Annotated in this window: 13 protein-coding genes; 5 read left to right on the top strand and 8 right to left on the bottom strand. The window is 67.8% G+C overall.

Going from position 1 to position 17,339, the window contains the following annotated elements:
• Positions 1-179 precede the first annotated feature (179 nt).
• On the bottom strand, positions 180-1,382 hold the full coding sequence (locus ACEE23_RS05150; RefSeq protein WP_368519053.1) for a cobalamin-independent methionine synthase II family protein: 1,203 nt from the start codon (positions 1,380-1,382) through the stop codon (positions 180-182).
• Between the two features lie 89 nt (positions 1,383-1,471).
• Positions 1,472-5,041, bottom strand: coding sequence for a DNA polymerase III subunit alpha (dnaE, locus tag ACEE23_RS05155; protein ID WP_368519052.1), 3,570 nt, complete (start codon positions 5,039-5,041; stop codon positions 1,472-1,474).
• A gap of 65 nt (positions 5,042-5,106) precedes the next feature.
• Between dnaE and rarD the strand changes: the two genes are divergently transcribed.
• Positions 5,107-5,991, top strand: coding sequence for an EamA family transporter RarD (rarD, locus tag ACEE23_RS05160; protein WP_368519051.1), 885 nt, complete (start codon positions 5,107-5,109; stop codon positions 5,989-5,991).
• Here rarD and ACEE23_RS05165 read toward each other — a convergent pair.
• Genes ACEE23_RS05165 through lspA form a run of 3 tightly spaced genes read right to left on the bottom strand, consistent with a single transcriptional unit; the run spans position 5,966 to position 7,930 of the window.
• On the bottom strand, positions 5,966-6,514 hold the full coding sequence (locus ACEE23_RS05165) for a hypothetical protein (protein WP_368519050.1): 549 nt from the start codon (positions 6,512-6,514) through the stop codon (positions 5,966-5,968). The two genes, rarD and ACEE23_RS05165, sit on opposite strands and share 26 nt — an antisense overlap.
• Positions 6,511-7,389, bottom strand: a complete 879-nt coding sequence (locus ACEE23_RS05170; RefSeq protein WP_368521475.1) for an RluA family pseudouridine synthase — start codon at positions 7,387-7,389, stop codon at positions 6,511-6,513. The genes ACEE23_RS05165 and ACEE23_RS05170 overlap by 4 nt, the downstream gene beginning before the upstream one ends.
• Before the next feature lie 31 nt (positions 7,390-7,420).
• A complete protein-coding gene (lspA, locus tag ACEE23_RS05175) occupies positions 7,421-7,930 on the bottom strand; it encodes a signal peptidase II (protein ID WP_409338165.1) in 510 nt (169 codons plus the stop codon).
• Positions 7,931-7,962: 32 nt separating this feature from the next.
• Between lspA and ACEE23_RS05180 the strand changes: the two genes are divergently transcribed.
• On the top strand, positions 7,963-8,904 hold the full coding sequence (locus ACEE23_RS05180) for a hypothetical protein (RefSeq protein ID WP_368519047.1): 942 nt from the start codon (positions 7,963-7,965) through the stop codon (positions 8,902-8,904).
• Positions 8,905-8,991: 87 nt separating this feature from the next.
• On the opposite strand, the gene ACEE23_RS05185 is transcribed toward ACEE23_RS05180, so the two are convergent.
• Positions 8,992-9,573: a hypothetical protein gene (locus tag ACEE23_RS05185; protein ID WP_368519046.1), complete on the bottom strand. Its 582-nt coding sequence runs from the start codon at positions 9,571-9,573 to the stop codon at positions 8,992-8,994.
• Positions 9,574-9,744: 171 nt separating this feature from the next.
• Between ACEE23_RS05185 and ACEE23_RS05190 the strand changes: the two genes are divergently transcribed.
• Positions 9,745-10,683: an asparaginase gene (locus tag ACEE23_RS05190; RefSeq protein WP_448873542.1), complete on the top strand. Its 939-nt coding sequence runs from the start codon at positions 9,745-9,747 to the stop codon at positions 10,681-10,683.
• Here ACEE23_RS05190 and ACEE23_RS05195 read toward each other — a convergent pair.
• Complete coding sequence (locus tag ACEE23_RS05195; RefSeq protein ID WP_368519044.1) at positions 10,680-12,092, bottom strand: DNA polymerase IV; 1,413 nt, start codon at positions 12,090-12,092, stop codon at positions 10,680-10,682. The genes ACEE23_RS05190 and ACEE23_RS05195 overlap by 4 nt on opposite strands.
• A 58-nt stretch (positions 12,093-12,150) precedes the next feature.
• On the opposite strand from ACEE23_RS05195, the gene ACEE23_RS05200 reads away from it, so the two are divergent.
• Together ACEE23_RS05200 and ACEE23_RS05205 are read left to right on the top strand one after the other, a co-directional pair.
• The gene (locus ACEE23_RS05200) at positions 12,151-12,807 is read left to right on the top strand and encodes a GntR family transcriptional regulator (protein WP_368519043.1); all 657 of its coding nucleotides are present in this window, start codon (positions 12,151-12,153) and stop codon (positions 12,805-12,807) included.
• Positions 12,804-14,045: an MFS transporter gene (locus ACEE23_RS05205; protein WP_448872860.1), complete on the top strand. Its 1,242-nt coding sequence runs from the start codon at positions 12,804-12,806 to the stop codon at positions 14,043-14,045. The genes ACEE23_RS05200 and ACEE23_RS05205 overlap by 4 nt, the downstream gene beginning before the upstream one ends.
• Here the strand turns inward: ACEE23_RS05205 and ileS are convergent.
• Complete coding sequence (gene ileS, locus ACEE23_RS05210) at positions 14,042-17,191, bottom strand: isoleucine--tRNA ligase (RefSeq protein ID WP_368519408.1); 3,150 nt, start codon at positions 17,189-17,191, stop codon at positions 14,042-14,044. The genes ACEE23_RS05205 and ileS overlap by 4 nt on opposite strands.
• Positions 17,192-17,339 lie beyond the last annotated feature (148 nt).

A 17,339-nucleotide genomic window follows, 5' to 3' on the forward strand; every position in this document is an offset into this window, starting at 1 on the left:
AACTCGGAACAAACTAACCATCCTGCACGCGGCCCGAAACAGCAGAAAACGCCCTTTTTCTCCGCGCCACCTGCCTAAGGGCCGAAAAATGGAGCAACGTGACCAGGTAGCCGCAGGGAGGCATCGTTAGGCACAAAAACAGCCCCCGCACCAGGCGGGGGCTGTGGATAACTTAGCTGCTAGAACAGCTCGCGCGAGGCGATTTCCGCGCCCTCGACCAGCGACTGCAGCTTCGCCCACGCGATCTGGTGGTGCAGGCGCCCGCCCAGGCCACAGTCGGTGGAGGCCACGACCTTGTCCGGGCCGACCTGCTCGGCGAATTTGATGATGCGGTCGGCCACCAAGCGCGGGTGCTCCACGGCATTGGTGGAGTGCGAGACCACGCCCGGGTAGATGACCGTGCCCTCGGGCAGCTCGTGGTCCTGCCAGACGCGCCACTCGTGGGCGTGGCGCGGGGACGCCCCCTCGAAGGAGAAGCCGCCAACCTTGGCCTGCAGGATCTCGTCGATGATGTCGGCGAACGGCACGTCGGTCACGTGCGGGCCGTGCCAGGAGCCCCAGCAGATGTGCAGGCGGGTCTTGTCGACGGGCAGATCGCGGATGGCATCGTTAAGCACGTTGATGCGATCCCGCACGAAGCCGCGGAAGTCCTCCACGGACGGCTCCGGGTTGATCTGGTCCCAGGCCTCGGCCAGGTCGGGGGCGTCGAACTGGACGGTGAAGCCGGCGTCGGTGATGGCCTTGTACTCGTGGCTCAGCGCCTCGCCGCAGGCGCGCACGACGTCGAAGTCGTCGTCGTAGTACTTGTTCTTCAGGCGGGCCGCGGACCCCGGGGACAGAGCGGCGACGAAGCCCTCGGTGGCGCCAGCCTTGTCCATGACCTGACGCAGCAGCTTCACGTCCGCGTCGACCTGGTCCTGGCCGATGTAGGTAATCGGGCCGGTGAACTCCGGGTTACCCACCTTGGAGCGGCCGGTGAAGATGCCGGACTCCGGATCCTCGTAGGCCTCGGAGAACAGCGCGCGGTCGCGGCGGTCCGGGAAGGAAGTCAGGCGCGGGTTGCCCGGGGTGGAGCGCACGACCTCGCCGTTGGCCCAGCGGTCGGTGTCGGTCATGGTGAGCCCGCCCAGGCGGGTAAAGGAGTAGTTCCACCAGGCGCCGTAGTCGACGGCGCCGGAGGTGATGTGCCCGTACTCCCCCTCGTTGATGATGTCGAGGCCCAGGTCGACCTGGCGCTTGACCACCTCGTCGACGGAGCGCTCGAGGATGGCGTGGAATTCCTCGTCGTTGATGGCGCCCTGGGCCCGCTTATGGTTGGCCTCCAGCAGTTCCGGGGTGCGCGGCAGCGAGCCGACGTGGGTGGTGCGAATTTTGTTGGCCATGGGAGGCTCTCCTTCGTTCCTAGTAGACTGTGCTGTCTACATTAACTGAGGAGGGCCTCCGCCCCGACGTTTATATTCACCCGCGCTGGCTAGCCGAGGATGCCCGCGCCCATCGTCGCCTTCAAATCCCCCATCAGGTTGCCGGAGCGCTCCACGCGCAGATCCTCGCCCAAAATCATCATGGTGGACTCGTCGCCGCACGTCAGCGTCAGGTAGACGTCGGACTCGCCGCGGTTGTTGGACAGCACCTGCTTGAGCTTGGCGATGTTGTCCATGGTGCACTGGTCGGTACGCATCGTCAGCCGCAGCGGCAGGCCGGCGCCGTTGCCGGGGCCGAGATCGGGCACGCGGATGTCGTTGCAGAACAGGGACATGCGCTCGTCGCGGATCTTGACCTGGACCTTGGCCAGGATGATGTTGTCCTCGACGATCTGCGGCGCGACCAGGGAGTAGACCTTGTTAAAGACCAGGATTTCCACCTGCGCGCCGTGGTGGTCCTCCACCGTGACGATGGCCCAGGGCGAGCCGTCCTTCTTGGAAAATCGCCGGTCCACGCCCGAGATGATGCCGCCGATGAGCAGCTCCTGCTTGTCGCGGACCTCGCCGGCCAGGATCTTGGGCAGCGGGGTGTCGGTCTGCGCGTCGAGGGCCTCCTCGAAGCCGTCCAGCGGGTGGCCGGAGACGTACAGGCCCAGCATCTCGCGCTCCAGCGCCAGCTCGTGCTTGCGCTCCCAGTGCTCGTCCGGGACCTCGATGGCAAAAGCGTTGGCGGTCTCGGAGTCGTCGCCGCCGAAGCCCGCGAACAGGTCGAACTGGCCCTTGTCCGCGGCCTTCTTGGTGGTCTGCACCGAGTCCACCGCGTCCTCCTGGATGAGCATCAGCCCCTTGCGGGGATGGCCCAGGGAGTCGAAGGCGCCGGCCTTGATGAGCGACTCGGTCACGCGCTTGGAGCACGCAGCCAGCTCGATCTTGTCGAGGTAGTCGGAGAAGCTGGTAAACGCGCCCTTCTCGCGGCGGGTAGAAATCAAAGACTCCACCACGTCCGCGCCGACGTTGCGGATGGCGCCCATGCCGAAGCGGATGTCCTCGCCGACGGCCTGAAAGTCGACGTCGGACTCGTTGACGTCCGGCGGCAGCACCTTGATGCCCAGGTGGCGGCAGTCGGACAGGTAGATGGCGGACTTGTCCTTCTTGTCGCCCACCGAGGTCAGCAGCGCGGCCATGTACTCCGGCGCGTAGTAGGCCTTCAGGTAGGCGGTCCAGAAGGAGACCAGCCCGTAGCCGGCGGCGTGGGACTTGTTGAACGCGTACGACGCAAACGGCTCGATGGTGCCCCAGAGGGCATCGACGGCGTCCTTGGAGTAGCCGTTGTCGAACATGCCGCCTGAGAACTTCTCGTACTGCTGGGCGAGCACCTCGGGCTTCTTCTTACCCATGGCCTTACGGAAGCCGTCGGCCTCGCCGGCCGTGTAGTTGGCTACCTTCTGGGAGATACGCATGATCTGCTCCTGGTAGACGATGAGGCCGTAGGTCTCGTCCAGGATTTCCTTCAGCGGTTCGGCCAGCTCGGGGTGGATCGGGGTGATTTCCTTGCGCCCGTTCTTGCGGTCGGCGTAGTCCCAGTGGGCGTTCACGCCCATCGGGCCCGGGCGGTAGAGCGCCAGCGATGCCACGATGTCCTTGAAGCCCGTCGGCTTCATGCGCTTGAGCAGCTCCTGCATGCCGCCGGAGTCCAGCTGGAACACGCCCAGGGTCTCGCCGCGGGAGAGCAGGTCGTAGACGCGGCTGACGGCCGGGTCGTCGGCGTGCAGGTCCTCCAGGTGGATCTCCTCGCCGCGGTTTTTGCGGATGTTTTCCAGGGCGTCGCCGACGACGGTGAGGTTACGCAGGCCCAGGAAGTCCATCTTCAGCAGGCCGATGGCCTCGCAGGCCGGGTAGTCCCAACCGGTGATGATGGCGCCGTCGGCCGGCCGCTTCCACATCGGGATGTGGTCCATCAGCCGCACCGAGGCCATAATCACCGCGCAGGCGTGGACGCCAGCCTGGCGGACCACGCCTTCCAGGCCGCGGGCGGTGTCGTAGATCTGGCGGACGGTCGGGTCGGATTCGACCATGTTGCGCACCTCGGCGGCCTCGGAGTAGCGCTCGTGCTCCGGGTCGGTGATGCCGGCCAGCGGGATGTCCTTGGCCATGATGGCCGGCGGCAGGGCCGCGTTGATGCGGTCGGCCATCTGGAAGCCTTCCTGCCCGAAGTGCACCTTCGCGGAGTCCTTGATGGCCTGCTTGGTCTTGACCGTGCCGAAGGTGATCACCTGGGCGATCTTGTCCTCGCCCCAGCGCTCGGCGGCGTAGGTGATCATCTCGCCGCGGCGGCGGTCGTCGAAGTCGATATCGATATCGGGCGCGGACGGGCGCTCCGGGTTGAGGAAGCGCTCGAAGAGCAGGTCGTGCTCGATGGGGTCGATATTGGTAATGGTCAGCGCGTAGGCGACCAGGGCGCCGGCGGCGGAACCACGGCCCGGCCCGACGCGGATGCCCACCGACCGGGCGTGCTTGATGAGCTCGGCCACGATGAGGAAGTAGGACGGGTAGCCCTTCATGTCGATGACCGAGATCTCGTACTCGGCGCGCTTGATGTACTCGTCGGGCACCTCGGAGTCGGGGAAGCGCGCCTTGAGCCCCTCCATGACCTCGTGGGTCAGCCAGGAGGTCGGGCTGTAGCCCTCCGGCACGTCCGCGATCGGCATGCGGTCGTGGGTGTGTTCCTCCCAGACCTTGCTGTAGTCGCCGACGCGCTCGGCGATCCACAGGGTGTTGTCGCAGCCGTCCGGGACCATCTCGTCCCAGATCTCGCGCATCTGCTGCGCGGACTTGATGTAGTAGCCCGAGCCGCCGAACTTGAAGCGATCCGGGTCGTTGAGCGTCTTGCCGGTCTGCACGCACAGCATGGCCTCGTGGTTGGGGGCCTGGGACTCCAGCACGTAGTGGCAGTCGTTGGTCACCAGCGGCGGCAGGTCCAGGCGGCGGCCGATTTCTAGCAGGGCGTCGCGGGTGCGCTTTTCGATGTCGAGCCCGTGATCCATCAGCTCCAGGAAGTAATTGTCCTTGCCGTAGATGTCCTGCCACATCGCGGCGGCTTCCAGGGCCTCGTCGAACTGGCCCAGGCGCAGGCGCGTCTGCACGTCGCCCGAGGGGCAGCCGGTGGTGGCGATGATGCCGTCAGCGTGCTCGGCGATAAGCTCGGCGTCCATGCGCGGCCACTTGCCCAGCTGGCCCTCGTAGGAGGCCAGCGAGGACAGCTTGAACAGGTTCTGCAGGCCGGTGGCGTTTTCCGCCAGCATGGTCTGGTGGAGGTAGGCGCCGGAGGCGGAAACGTCGTCGCGCTTCTGGTCCGGGTTGCCCCACAGCTGGCGCTTCTTGTTGAAGCGGGAGCCCGGCGCCATGTAGGCCTCGATGCCGATGATCGGCTTGATGCCTGCGCCGGTCATGCGGCGGTAGAAGGCGTCGGAGCCGAACATGTTGCCGTGGTCGGTCATGCCCACCGCCGGCATTTGCTGCCGGCCGACCTCCTCTGCCAGCAGATCCACCTTGGCCATGCCGTCCAGCATGGAAAACTCGGTGTGGTTATGCAGGTGGACGAAGGAGGAGTTTTTGACCATGCCGGCTATTCTAGCCGGTGCGTCAAGACGGCCCGTCCGGCGCGGGAGGAGTACCTTTTAAGCCAATGCTGTATACACTCGCCGCCTACCTGATGTGGGGATTTTTCCCCGCCTTCTTCCCGCTCCTGCTGCCCGCCGACCCGCTGGAGATCCTCGCCCACCGCGTGGTGTGGACCGCCGTGCTCGTCGGCGCCTACCTGCTGGCCACCGGCGGCTGGCGGGAGCTCAAAGCCTTCAGCCTGCGCACCTGGGGCTGGATGGCCGCCTGCGGCGTGGCGATCACCATCAACTGGGGCGTGTACGTCGTGGCGATTAACACCAACCACGTCGCCGACGCCGCCCTGGGTTATTTCATCAACCCGCTGGTGGCGGTCTGCTTAGGCATCATCTTCTTGAAGGAACAGCTGCGCCGCGGCCAGCTGGCGGCGGTCATCATCGCCGCGGTGGCGGTGCTCTGGCTGACCTTCATGACGGGCCAGACCCCGTATATCTCGCTGGCGCTGGCGTTCAGCTTCGGCATCTACGGGCTGCTCAAGAAGAAGATTTCGGTCTCCTCGACCGGCTCCGTGGCGGCGGAGACCCTGGTCATGGTCCCGCTGGCGCTGGGCTACCTCATCTACCTCGAGGCCGGCGGCCAGGGCACCTTCTTCAACCAGGGCCCGCTGCACCCGCTGCTTCTTATCAGCGCCGGCTTGGTCACCGCGCTGCCGCTTTTGTGCTTCGCCCAGGGCGCCAAGCACCTGCCGCTGGCGACCATCGGCATGCTCCAGTACATCACCCCGACCATGCAGATGCTCTGGGCGCTGTTCGTCACCCAGGAGCACATGCCCCCGGAGCGCTGGGTCGGATTCATCATCATCTGGGTGGCCGTGGCGGTCTACCTCATCGACCTGCTGCGCCACCGGCCGCGCAGGGCGAGCCGGGTTACAGGGCGCCCGGCGGGCGAATAGCGAAGCTGCCCCAGGCGGCATCGTCGGGCGCGGGCTCCACGGCGGCCACCTCCGGCGCCGCGGCGACGGCCCGCAGGACCTCGCCCGTGTCCCAGACCACCACGGCGCTGAGCTCGCGGGGCACCTCGACGCGCCCGACCCCGTCCAGCCCGGCCTGCGTCTGGTCCAGCGCGGCGTCGAAGACGTCCGCCCGGTCCGCCCCGGCGACCGGTTCGGGCAGGGCGATGGGCTCGGACGCGCCCACCAGCATCGCGTTGACGCGCCCGGCCGGCTCCACGACATCGGCGGCGTCCTGGACAGATAGCGCGGACTGGAAGGTCACGAGCGCGTAGGTCGGGGTGGCATCGTCGGCTTCTGCCAGGAGGCCGTCGGCGCGGGTGATGTAGGCGCCGGGGTCCTCGCCCGCCTGGGGGCCGAGCTGGTCGCCCTGCAGCGGCGCGGTAGGCTGCGCGCCGAAGGCGCCGGCCGCCCAGACCACCCCGACCGCGGCGACGCCGACGACTGCCCAGCCGCGGCCATTCATCCGCGCACCACGTCGAGGGCGTGGGCCAGATCGTCCGGGTAGGGCGCGGTGATTTCCATCCAGCGGCCGCTGACCGGGTGATAAAAGCCCAGCTTGACCGCGTGCAGCCACTGGCGGATAAGCCCCAGGCGTTGCGCGAGGTTGGGATCGGAGCCGTACATCGGATCCCCGCAGCACGGATGCCCGGTGGCGGACATGTGCACGCGGATCTGGTGCGTGCGGCCGGTCTCCAGGTGGACCTCCAGCAGGCTGGCCTCCCGGAAGGCCTCCATGAGCTGGTAGTGGGTCACGGCCGGCTTGCCGTCCTCGGTGACGGCGAATTTCCAGCCGGCGGACGGGTGGCGGCCGATGGGGGCATCGATGGTGCCCTCGATGGGATCGGGCAGGCCCTGGACCAGCGCGTGGTAGGTCTTTTCCACCGTGCGCTCCTTGAAGGCGCGTTTTAACACCGAGTAGCCGCGCTCGCTGGCGGCGACCACCATCACGCCGGAGGTGCCCACGTCCAGGCGCTGGACGATGCCCTTGCGCTCCGGCGGGCCCGAGGTAGAAATGCGGAACCCGGCGGCAGCCAGGCCCCCGACGACGGTGGGGCCCTCCCAGCCGACGGTGGGGTGGGCGGCCACACCGACGGGCTTGTGCACGGCGATGACGTCGTCGTCGGAATACAGAATGTCCATGCCTTCGACCAGCTCCTCGGTCGGCATGAGCGGCTTGGGCGGCTCCGGCATGGTCACGTCCAGCCAGCCACCCTCCAGCAGGCGGTCGGACTTGCTCTGCGGCTTGCCGTCGACGGTGACGTCGCCGTCCGCGCACAGCTGGGCCGCGGTGGCCCGGGAGAAGCCGAGCAGCTTGGATAGGGCGGCATCGACCCGCATACCGGCGAGTCCTTCGGGGACGGGCAGTGCTCTACTCTCCCTGTGCACGGGCTTGGCTCCTTTCCTCTAAGAACATGGCGACGATGAAGACGACCACCCCGACGGTGATGGCCGCGTCGGCGATGTTGAACACGGCGAAGGATCCCACGGAGATAAAATCCACGACGTGACCGAACCAGAAGCCCGGCTCGCGGGCGATGCGGTCGATGAAATTGCCCAGGGCCCCGCCGGCGATCATCGCCAGCCCGACGGCCTGGCCGGGGTCTTTAATCCGCGGCGCGGCGATGGCCACGCCCACCACGAAGGCCAGCTGGATGGTGGTGAACAGCCAGGTCGACCCCTCCCCTCCCATGGAGAAGGCGGCCCCGGGGTTGAAGACGAGGAAGAACCGGAACCAGTCCCCGATGACGGCGACGGCTTCGCCTTCGTCGAGCCACGCCAGCATGATCGCCTTGGTCACCTGGTCGAGGACTGCCACCGCCACCACAATGGTGGCCATTAATCCGAGATTTCTCCTTTTAGTTGGGCTCACCCGGTCCATTGTAAACGTATCGATCCGGTAATTTGGAATACGTGTTTCGTGTTAAAGCTATCCCCGCTGTCCTAGTTACCTCCCTGCTGCTGGCCGGCTGCAATTACCAAGCCCCCGGCCCGGCTGTGGAGCAGCCCGTGGGCATGGCTGTCGATGCCCCACGGGTCACCGTCGAATCCACCGGCCAGGGCGACAAGCAGCTGCTGACCTTCGCCGATATCGACTCCGAGCAGGAGCTCAACCTGGATATCACGGAAGGCTTCCAGCAGGACGTGCTGCAGGCCGATGCCGCGGCCGACTTCCGCGCCGAGGACATCGACACCGCCACCACGCACCTGCCGCTGACCGGCTCCGTGGAGGAGGCCTCCGAGGCCACCGAGGGCCAGGCGCCGGCTACCCGCAACGCTTTCTTCACCGTGGGCGAGCCCGGCTTCGACGGCGACGCCGACATCTCCTCGGCCGAGGGGTTCCAGTTTGGCTGGCGGGCCGAGGACAACGGCCAGATGACCTCGCTGCGCCTGGCCGCCCCGCAGGAATCCACGGATAACGCGCGGGCGATTACGGAGCAGGCCATCACCAAGCTGACGGCCCTGCCCGTGGTGTTCCCGGACGAGGAGATCGGCCCCGGCGCGACCTGGACCGTGGAATCGCGCGTTCCGGGCGAGGCCGTCTTGCTGCAGGAGACGACCTTCACGCTGGAATCGCTGGCGGATGGCCGCGCGGAGCTGGGCGTGGAGATCCACCAGCGCCCGTCGCTGGGCGCGCTGTCGCTGGAGGGCCAGGCGGAGGGCACCGACCTGGAGGGGCAGGAGCTGAAGGTGCTGGACTCGAGCACCAACAGCGAGGGCTCGCTGACCGTGGACCTGGGCAAGCCCCTGCCGGTTGCCGGCAACGTCAGCATGCACACCAAGATCACCTACGGCACGCCGGAATCCGACGTGCGCGTCATCCAGACCTCGGCTACCGCGCTGGACTTTTCCTAAAACGCCCTGCCCGCAGGCAGCGAAAGACCCTCCCGGCCGCTATGGCGGGGGGTCTTCGGCTGCGTCGTTGCGCGGTAGCGGGCGGGCTTACTGCTCGCTGACTGCGCCGTCGTTGTTTTCGACGGTGCCGTCGGTGCACATGGCCGGAACCTGCTCCGGGGCGACGGTGTTGGTGATCAGGGTGCAGGCCCAGGACTGGGACAGCTTCCACTTGCCGTCTTCGTAGACGAACTCGACGTTGTCAGCAGTCTGGCCGGGCTCTTCCGGAACGCTGAAGTTCACGGTGGCCAGCACGGACTGCGGGGCGTAGCCCGGCAGGACCGGGTCGACGACCTCGAAGGTGGCGCCGGTTTCCGCCTTGGAGGCGGCCATGGTCTCGAAGAGCTCGGGGGCGGTCTCGCCGCCCTGGACGGTGGCGACCTTATCCTCCTCGGAGGCGGCCGGATCCGTGGCGGTGGCCAACACGGCGTTCAGGTCCGCGGCGGTCGGCTGCTCCGGGGTCGCGCTGTCCCCGCCCTCGGACCCCTCAGTGGATTCCGCCTGGGTGGTCGCGGCGGAGTCGGGGGCGTTGTTCTCTTCCTCGTCGGAAGAGCAGGCGGCCAGCGCCAGCCCGGCGGCCGTGGCGAGTGCCGCGGCGGAAATCCGACGACCAAGTTGAGCGTTAATCACGAAATAGATCTCCTTGCATAGGGTCCAGCGCGCGGTCATCTCGAGCGCGCCTGTCAACTTTATTTATGCTACCGGCTATCTCGCCACCGGCGAAACACGCGCGCCGGAGCTATCAGCCAATTCACAAACTCCGCCCGCTCGCAGCGGCCGCTCAAGGTTATGCTGGAGCGCATGAATTCCACTTCCGCGTCCCCTTCCATCGTCGTCCTGGCCACCGGCGGGACCATCGCGTGTACGCAGGATGATTCCGGCGCGCTGGTGCCCACCCGCCAAGCCGCCGACCTGGTGCGGGGCCTGGACAGCCCGCACCCGGTCCGAGCCGTGGACTACCTGCAGCTGGATTCCTCGGCCATCACCCCGGCCGACCTGGACGGGCTGCTGGACGAGGTCCGCGGACTGCTGGCCGATCCCGCCACCGCCGGCGTGGTGGTAACCCACGGCACCGATTCGCTGGAAGAAACGGCCATGGCCCTGGCCTGCCAGCTCTCCCCCGCCCGGCCCGTGGTGCTCACCGGCGCCCAGCGCGCCGCCGACCACCCGGATCCCGACGGGCCGGGCAACCTGCAGCTGGCCCTGGACACCGTAGACCGCCACGCCGCCGAGGGCACGGGCGGGGCGTGGGTGTGCTTCGGCGGGAAGGTCCTGCCGGCGGCAGGCGTGCGCAAGCGGCATACCAGCGAGCTGGAGGCCTTTGAGTCGCTGGCGGTCCCGGACGCGCTCCCGGCGCGCTTCCCCTTGCCGGCCGGCGCCCTGGCCGACGCCCCGGTGACCACCCTCGCGGCGTACCCGGGCGCCGGGCGCGAGCTGGTCGATGCCGCCTGTGCCGCCGGCGCCCGCGGCATCGTCGTCGCGGCCATGGGCTCGGGCAACATGTCCCCGGTGATAGGCCAGGCCTTGAGCGAGGCGGCGCGCGGCGGGGTCAGCGTGGTCATTTCGACGCGCTCGCCCTACGGCGCGGTGCGCCTGGCCTACGGCGGCGACGGCGGGGGCGCATCGTTAGGCGCGGCCGGCGCCTTGGGCGCGGGGCCGCTGCGCCCGGGGCAGGCGCGCATCCTGTTGGCGGCCTGCTTGGCCGGGGGCGTGGACCCGGCGGAGGTCTTTAACTTCTAGTCCTCGCCTAGCCCGCCGAGGCCGTCCTCGCGGGAGGCGAACCACTCGTCCCAGGCCAGCGAGTCCAGCGGGTCGGCCGGTACCAGGTCCGGGTCGTCGGCGGCCAGCGACTTGGTGCGCCCGGGCCCGGTCGCGCGCGTTTCGAAGCGTACGCTGACCACCCCGTGGCCGGCGCCCTGGATCCAGCCGTGCCCGTACTCGGGGTGGTAGACGTCCTGGGTGGCCACCCACTGGCTGTCGGGGGTATCGGCGACATCGACGGCCACGGGGCCGGTGTCGACCGTGTGGTCGGCCACGCCGGTCTCGAAGTCGCTATCCGGCGGGACGGGCCGCACGATCTCGCGGTCCAGCTCCGGAAAGAGCACGTCCTGGCGGGCGGTCTCCAGCCCGGAATACCCCACGCCGACCAGGCGGATGGGGCCGAGCTCCGCAGGGTAGCGCGCCAGCTTGAACGCCGCGGCGCGCAGGGTCTCGAAGTCGTCGGTGGCGTACGGCAAGGTCGCCGAGCGCGACTCGATGTGGAAGTCCGCCATCCGCAGCTTGACCGTCACCGTGCGCGCTCCCCGCCCGTCCTTGAGCAGGCGGACATGCGCGCCCTCGGCGGCGCGGTCGATGGCCGCGTCCACCTCCGCCTCCGTGACCAGATCCTTCGGGTAGGTGTGCTCGGCGGAAATCGACTTGGAAATGGCGCGCGGGGCGACCTCGCGCGGGTCGATGCCGCGGGCCATCTCCCACAGCTGGCCGCCGACAATGGAGCCGACCGAGATTTCCACCTCGCGCTTGCTCAGCCCCGCCAAGTCGCCGATGGTCTTAATCCCAATCGAGTGCAGCTTCTGCGCGGTTACGGGCCCCACTCCCCAGAGCTTGGCCACGTCCAGCGGGTGCAGGAAGTCCAGCTGCTTGTCCGCGGGGATGACGAAGGTGCCGTCCGGCTTGGCCTCGCCCGAGCCGATCTTGGCGAACTGCTTGCCCGTGCCCGCCCCGATGGAGCACGGCAGGCCGGTCTCCTCGCGGATGGCCGCGCGCAGTTCCTCGGACCAGTCGAAGACGGTCTCGGCGCTCGCGCCCTGCAGCTGGGCCGGTTCCATGAAGCCCTCGTCGATGGACAGCTGCTCGATGAGCCCGACGCGGGAGGAAATCAGTTCGAAGACGCGCCGGGAGGCGGCCTGATAGACCACGCGCCGGGGGCGGACCACGACGGCGCGGGCGCTGACCAGTTGCTGGGCCCGGTACATGGGCATCGCCGAGTGGGCCCCGAAGGCGCGGGCCTCGTAGCTGGCCCCGGCGACCACGCCGCGGCCTCCCAGGCCGCCGACGAGGACGGGGCGGCCGCGCAGGGTGGGCCGGGTCAGCTGCTCGACGGAGGCGAAAAACGCGTCCATGTCGATGTGGAGAACCCAGCGCTGCATACCCCCGATCTTAACCGAGCACTTGCCCCGCACCCCAACTTGGATCCATGATGTATCCATGTTGCATACAAAGACCGAGCACCCCTCCCCGCCCGCGGCGGAACGCGCCTACGCCTACCTCAAGGAACGAATTATCGACGGCACCGTGCCCGGGTCAACCATGCTGAGCGAGGGCGAAGTTGCCCAGGAGCTCGGCTGCAGCCGGACCCCCGTCCGCGAGGCCTTTCTTCGCCTCGAAGTCGAGGGCTTCTTGCAGCTCTACCCCAAGCGCGGCGCCCTAGTGGAGCCGCTGACCGCCCGGGATATCCGCGAGGTCTACGAGGCCCGCGAGCTGATCGATCGCTTCTCCGCCGAGCACATCTGCGGCCTGTCGGACAGCGAGCGACACGTTATCGGCGGCGTGCTAGAGGCCATCATCGCCGAGCAGGACGAGGCCCTAGCGGCTGAGGATCTGGCCGAATACACCCGCCTGGACGCCAAGTTCCACCAGACCATCATGGACAACGGCGGCAACCGCTTCCTCTCCCAGCTCGGCCACAGCCTGCGCGAGCAGCAGCAGCGCTTCACCGCCACCGCGGTGGGGCGCAGCCCGGCGCGCGCCCGCCGCTTCGTCGACGGCCACCGCCAGCTGACCCGCGCCCTCATCGCGGGCGACTTCGACGCCTACCGCCACGCCTTATCCGAACACCTCACGAATTCCCGAAATCAGTTATGACCACTACCGTTACCGAACGCATCCCCTTTGTTAAGTCCTATCCCGCCCACGCCTGGTGGCCGGTGGCCGGCACCATGGTCGCCGTCGCCTGGGGCGGCAACGAATTCACCCCGCTGCTGGTGATGTACCGCGAGGTCTCCAGCTTCAGCCAGGTCACCGTCAACGGCCTGCTCGCCGCCTACGTGGTGGGCATCATCCCCGCCCTGCTCATCGGCGGTCCGCTGTCCGATCTCATCGGCCGCAAGCCCACGCTGCTGCCGGCCGCCCCCTTGTCCCTGTTCGGTTCCTTCCTGCTGTCGGTGGCCCCGAACGAGCCGCTGACTATCGCCGGCGGCCGCGTGCTCTGCGGCATGGCGCTGGGCCTAGTCATGGCGGTCGGTTCTACCTGGATCACCGAGCTCGAGCCCCGCGGCGGCGCCCGCAAGGCCTCGCTGTGCCTGACCGTCGGATTCCTCGTCGGCGCCGGGCTCGCCTCGGTGCTCGCGCAGTGGGGACCGTGGCCCACCCACCTGGCCTATGTCATCCACATCGTGCTCACCCTGGCCACCGGCTGGTGGCTGGGCCACGCCCCGGAGACCCGCCAGCCCATGCGCGGGTCGATTAAGCGCACGGTGCTGGAGCTGACCATCGGCGACATGCTGGCCATGCTGCGCATCCCGGCCGCCGCCCACCGCCGCTTTTTGCGCGTGGTGGTTCCGGTCGCCCCGTGGGTCTTCGGCTGCGCGGGCGCGGCCTACGCCCTCCTGCCCCAGCTGCTGTCCCGTTCGGCTGGCGACGTCCCCATCGCCTTCTCCGGTCTGATGACGGTCATCACCCTGGGCTGCGGCGTGGGCGTGCAGATGCTCGGCCAGGTCATTGACACCAACCGCTCGGCGCGCGCCTCGGCGATTGCCATGGCGGTCATCACCTGCGGCACGCTGCTGGGCGCGGCCGCCGCGCACACCCTGTCACTGCCGCTGGGCATCCTCGCCGCGGCCACGATGGGCGCCGGCTACGGCCTGGCCCTGGTGGCCGGCCTGTCCGAGGTGCAGCGGATCGCCGGCGAGCGGGAGCTGGCCGGCCTGACCGCCGTCTACTACTGCATCGCCTACCTCGGGTTCTTTATCCCGATGGCGTTCTCGGCGCTAGCGCCGTATATCGGCTTTACTAGCCTGTTTTCCGTCGGCGCGGTGCTTGCGCTGTTCTGCCTGGGCAACGTGTCCCTGGCCTGGCGCAAGCACCTGCCGGGCGCGAATTAATTCTTCGCGACGGTGGCGGTAACTCCCGCCACCACTTGGTGCACGCCCTCGCTATCGGCGGGGGCGTTTGTGCTGACCGCAAAGTCCGTGGCCAGCACCTCGGCCGCGATGTGCTCGGCGTGGCGCCGGGCCCATTCTTCCTTCTCCGCCGGCACGTAGAGCACCGCGGAGATGCGGTCGCTGACCTCGAACCCGGAGGCCTTGCGGGCGTCCTGCAGGCCGCGGATAACATCCGCGGCCCAGCCCTCGGCCTCCAGCTCCTCGGTGACGTTGGTGTCCAGCACCACCAGGCCGTCGACGCCGTCGATGCGGGCCGTCGAGTCCGGATCCGCCGCCTGCAGGCGCTCGGTGTACTCGTCGGCGTGCAGGGTGATGTCGCCGTCGACGACGACTTCCTCGCCCTGACGCTCGTAGTTACCCGCCTTCAGGTTCTTGATCGCGCGCTGGACGTCCTTGCCTAGGCGCGGGCCGGCGACCTTCGCGTTGCAGACCACCTCGAAGCGGCCGGCGGAGTCCACGTCCTCGGTCAGCTCGACCTCCTTGACGTTGACCTCGTCGCGGATGATGTCCGCGAAGTCAGCCAGCTTGTCCGCGCCCGCCATGGCCACGGTCAGCTTCGGCAGCGGCAGGCGGTTGCGCAGCTTGTTGGACTTGCGCACCGAGGACGCCGCCGAGGCCACCGCGCGGGTGGCGTCCATGGCGGCGACCAGGGCATCGTCAGCCGGGTAGTCCGCCGGATCCGGGAAGCTGGTCAGGTGGACGGAGCGCTCGCCGGTCAGGCCGCGGTAGATGACCTCGCTGATGTGCGGCAGCAGCGGGGCGAAGACGCGGGCCACGGTCTCCAGCACCGTGTAGAGGGTGTTGAAGGCCTCCGGGTGCTCCGCGTCGCCGGACCAGAAACGGTCGCGGGAACGGCGCACGTACCAGTTGGTCAGCACGTCCGCGAACAGGCGTGCCTCCTCGGTGGCGGTGGCGATATCGGTATTCGCCAGGGCGGAGTCGACGTTCTTGACTAGGTCGTGGGTCTTGGCCAGGATGTAGCGGTCCAACACGTTGGTCGAGGAGGTGTCGAAATGCGCCTCCTGGCCCGCGTAGAGCTGCAGGAAGGAGTAGGCGTTCCAGATGGGCAGCAACGCCTGGCGCACGCCGTCGCGGATGCCCTGCTCGGTCACGATGAGGTTACCGCCGCGCAGGATGGGGCTGGACATGAGGAACCAGCGCATGGCATCCGAGCCATCGCGGTCGAAGACCTCGTTAACGTCCGGGTAGTTGCCCTTGGACTTGGACATCTTCAGCCCGTCGTTGCCCAGGACGATGCCGTGGGCGACGACCTTCTTGTACGCCGGGCGGTCGAACAGCGCGGTGGACAGCACGTGCATGACGTAGAACCAGCCGCGGGTCTGGCCAGAGTACTCGACGATGAAGTCCGACGGCGAGTGGGTCTCGAACCACTCCTTGTTCTCGAACGGGTAGTGCTTCTGCGCGAAGGGCATGGAGCCGGACTCGAACCAGCAGTCCAGCACGTCCGGCACGCGGCGCATGGTGGACTTGCCCGTCGGGTCGTCCGGGTTCGGGCGGGTCAGCTCATCGATGTACGGGCGGTGCAGCGAGGTCGGGCGCACGCCGAAGTCGCGCTCCAGCTCGTCCAGCGAGCCGTAGACGTCCATGCGCGGGTATTCCTCGGAGTCGGAGACCCACACCGGGATCGGCGCACCCCAGTAGCGCGAGCGGGAGATGTTCCAGTCGCGGGCGCCTTCCAGCCACTTGCCGAACTGGCCGTCGCGGATGTGGCCCGGCATCCACTCGATCTCGTTGTGGTTGAGCTCGACCATGCGATCGCGGAACTCGGTGACCTTGACGAACCAGGACGGCATCGCCTTGTAGATGAGCGGCTCGCCGGAACGCCAGGAGTGCGGGTAGGAGTGCTCGATGGTCTGGTGGCGCACCACCCGGCCGGCGGCCTTCAGGTCGCGGATGATTTCCTTGTTCGCGTCGAAGACCAGCTGGCCCTCGTAGTCCGGCGCCTGGGAGGTGAACTTGCCGTCGTCGTCGACCGGGATGACCAGCTCGATGTCGTGGGCGGCACAGGTGTTCATATCGTCCTCACCGAAGGCCGGGGCCTGGTGGACAACGCCGGTGCCGTCCTCGGTGGTCACGTAGTCGGCGGACAGCACCTGGAAGCCGTTGCGCATATCGGCAAAGTAGTCGAAGATCGGCTGGTAGTTGAAGCCGGTCAGCTCAGCGCCGGTAAAGGTCTTGACGACCTCGGCGTCCTCGCCCAGCTCCTTGGCATACGCCGCGCGCAGCCCGTCGGCGAGCACGAACAGCCGGCCGGCAAATTCGCCTTCGCCGCCGACGCGCACCAGGGCATAAGTGACCTCGGGGTGCACGGCCAGGGCCGAGTTCGACGGCAGGGTCCACGGGGTGGTGGTCCAGGCCAGGAAGGAGGCATCGGCCAGCTCCGGGTTGGCCTGCAGCGTCTCCTCCGCGGCCGAGCCGGCCAGCGCACCGGTGACCGGGAAGGTCACGGTCAGCGTCGGGTCCTGGCGCATCTTGTAAGAGTCGTCCAGGCGGGTCTCCTGGTTCGACAGCGGGGTGTGCTCGGCCCAGGAGTACGGCAGCACGCGGAAGCCCTGGTAGATAAGGCCCTTGTCGTAGAGTTCCTTGAACGCCCACATGACCGATTCCATGAAGTCCAAGTCCATGGTCTTGTAGCCGTGGTCGAAATCCACCCAGCGGGCCTGGCGGGTGACGTAGTCCTTCCACTCCCCTGCGTAGCGCAGCACGGAGGACGCGCAGTACTCGTTGAAGCGCTCGAGGCCCATTTCCTCGATCTGGCCCTTGTCGGTGATGCCCAGCTGCTTTTCGGCTTCCAGCTCCGCCGGCAGGCCGTGGCAGTCCCAGCCGAACACGCGCGGGACGTAGTTACCCGCCATGGTCCGGTAGCGCGGGACGATGTCCTTGACGTAGCCGGTCAGCAGGTGGCCATAGTGCGGCAGGCCGTTAGCAAAAGGCGGGCCGTCGTAGAAGATGTACTCCGGCTTATCCTCAGTCTGCTCCAACGAGGCCTTAAAGGTCTCGTCCTTCTTCCAGTAGTCCTGGACGACCTCTTCCATGTCCGGGAAGCGGCTGGAACCGCCGGTCATATCGACCTTGGGGTACACGCCGCCAACATTGGGGCTGTGGTGGTTCACGGTTTACTCCATCCTTCACGCGCGGTAATTCAATCAAACCGCGGGGACGCCTGTAATAGACGCGGTACCACCCCGCTTGGAGCCCTAAAATTAGCGCTCC

This window comes from Corynebacterium sp. 32222D000AT (assembly GCF_053546955.1).

Coding starts and splice junctions, on each gene's coding strand:
- ACEE23_RS05150 (WP_368519053.1), bottom strand. CDS start 1,382: ATGGCCAACAAAATTCGCACCACCCACGTCGGCTCGCTGCCGCGCACC.
- dnaE (WP_368519052.1), bottom strand. CDS start 5,041: ATGGTCAAAAACTCCTCCTTCGTCCACCTGCATAACCACACCGAGTTT.
- rarD (WP_368519051.1), top strand. CDS start 5,107: ATGCTGTATACACTCGCCGCCTACCTGATGTGGGGATTTTTCCCCGCC.
- ACEE23_RS05165 (WP_368519050.1), bottom strand. CDS start 6,514: ATGAATGGCCGCGGCTGGGCAGTCGTCGGCGTCGCCGCGGTCGGGGTG.
- ACEE23_RS05170 (WP_368521475.1), bottom strand. CDS start 7,389: ATGCGGGTCGATGCCGCCCTATCCAAGCTGCTCGGCTTCTCCCGGGCC.
- lspA (WP_409338165.1), bottom strand. CDS start 7,930: ATGGACCGGGTGAGCCCAACTAAAAGGAGAAATCTCGGATTAATGGCC.
- ACEE23_RS05190 (WP_448873542.1), top strand. CDS start 9,745: ATGAATTCCACTTCCGCGTCCCCTTCCATCGTCGTCCTGGCCACCGGC.
- ACEE23_RS05195 (WP_368519044.1), bottom strand. CDS start 12,092: ATGCAGCGCTGGGTTCTCCACATCGACATGGACGCGTTTTTCGCCTCC.
- ACEE23_RS05200 (WP_368519043.1), top strand. CDS start 12,151: ATGTTGCATACAAAGACCGAGCACCCCTCCCCGCCCGCGGCGGAACGC.
- ACEE23_RS05205 (WP_448872860.1), top strand. CDS start 12,804: ATGACCACTACCGTTACCGAACGCATCCCCTTTGTTAAGTCCTATCCC.
- ileS (WP_368519408.1), bottom strand. CDS start 17,191: ATGACCGGCGGTTCCAGCCGCTTCCCGGACATGGAAGAGGTCGTCCAG.